The organism is Amycolatopsis sp. La24, assembly GCF_029087445.1.
GTDB lineage: Bacteria > Actinomycetota > Actinomycetes > Mycobacteriales > Pseudonocardiaceae > Amycolatopsis > Amycolatopsis nivea.
Map to the genome: position 1 here is coordinate 1 of NZ_JARACH010000141.1, position 1,584 is coordinate 1,584.

At 65.1% G+C, this 1,584-nt stretch carries 2 protein-coding genes and 1 pseudogene; all 3 read right to left on the reverse strand.

All coding sequences use genetic code 11. The features are described from left to right. Positions 1-353 (reverse strand): annotated as a pseudogene (locus PUT80_RS46175) (type VI secretion protein); the annotation flags it as partial. Between the two features lie 101 nt (positions 354-454). Further along, positions 455-1,258: a hypothetical protein gene (locus PUT80_RS46180; protein WP_343076925.1), complete on the reverse strand. Its 804-nt coding sequence runs from the start codon at positions 1,256-1,258 to the stop codon at positions 455-457. 84 nt (positions 1,259-1,342) lie between these two features. Beyond that, on the reverse strand, positions 1,343-1,584 hold a 242-nt coding region (locus PUT80_RS46185), incomplete at its 5' end, for a hypothetical protein (protein ID WP_275295918.1).

A 1,584-nucleotide genomic window follows, 5' to 3' on the forward strand; every position in this document is an offset into this window, starting at 1 on the left:
GGCACAGCGTCGGAGGTGAAGGTGAGCTCGAACCCGACGTGGGGTTGCCCGCTGAAGCGGCGAAGCCAGCCGGGCCGAAGCAGCCCGACCAGGTTGGACCAAACGGTGATCGCGCCGGTTGGGTCGACGGTCGGCGGTGCCTGCACAGTGACGAGACGTGCGTCAGCAGCCAGTCTTTCCTGGTAGCGGTGTCGCCACCGCTGTCGCGCGGCCGCTGCGGCGGCGATGGCGACGGCGAGGACCGGCGCTCCGATCGGTCCTAACGTCAGGACTAGGTCGCGCAGGTAAGAGGCAATGTTCTGGAACAACCCGAGCGGGTCGCGCAGGTAGTCGCCAAATGGCGAGGCGAGCACAACTGTTGGAGGACCGGAATCACCGGCGGGTGGTAGGGGCCAAGGCATCGGGAGTCTCCTGAGGAATCCGCTGTAGAAGGAAACATGGACCGTCCCGCGGCTCAGGCCGCTCGGCGGTGCTCGGTGTCCTTCGCCGAGACGAGACCGGGCGACGGCGAAGCGGTTTCGTCCGAGGACCGCTTGCAGTTCGCGACGGAGCGCAGGTGGCGGCGGTTCTGACGGGCTGTGCCCTCGGCGTCGACCTCGGCTTGCCATTCGGAGAACCGACGCCCGGCCATGCGCTTGAGATAGCGGGGAATCCGGTTGGCGGGAACGCCGACGAGGTGGGGGCCGAGCACGGCGAGCAGGTCGTTGGCCTTCTGCGAAGCCCAGCCGGTTGCGGCGATGGAGGCTTCGTCGGGAAAAACGTCGGCTACGCGATCTGCTTCCGGATTCAGGGCAGAGTCCTGGGTTCCGCCGTAGGAATACACCCACCAGAAGTTCGCGGGCGGGTTCGGCTCGACGAGGCGGCGGAATCTGGTGACTTCCTTGGTATAGGCATAAAATGCCGTGTCCGCCCGGGCGCGACAGATCCGGAGCCACGCCAGAAGGTAAGGGTCGCTGAAGAAATCGCCTGCGTCGTGGATCCGTACCCAGACTCCGCGGAACTTGGCTGACTCCAACTCGGAGAGCATGGCGGCTTCCCAGCCGGGCAAGTCGTCGAGGACGAACATCAGGTTCCGGTGATGCTTGGCGCGCACGACCGGCCAGGTGTAGGTGCCCTGCCTGGCGTAGCAGACTTGCGCGCAGATTCCGGCGCTGGGGCAGGTGTTGAAAGTTCGCCCGTCGGGCAGACGGCCAGCCCACGCTGGCAGGGACCAGTTCCATGCGCCGATCTGGCGCATCTCGCTGTTCTGCGTGAGCAAGGGTGCAGGGTGGCGAACGTTTCCAGGCGCAGACATAGGTATCTCCGTAACTTGTTACGTGGTCCGTGAGGGCGTTGGGTCTTTTCAGGCGACGTCGAGTTCGACCTGCGATGCCTCTCCGTCCTCGAGCGGGTCTGCGCTGAGTTCGACGTAGGTGTCGTCGGTCGCCTGTGCTGCGTCGGAGAATTCTGCGATCTCGGCAGGATCGGATACCGGAACTTCCCGGTGTTCGTCGGTGCTGGCTGTTCTTTGTCGACGCTGGGGCGCTGGCCAGCGCGCTCTCACTCGATGGTGTGGACTCTCTGACATGACGTCAGGATTTCCGA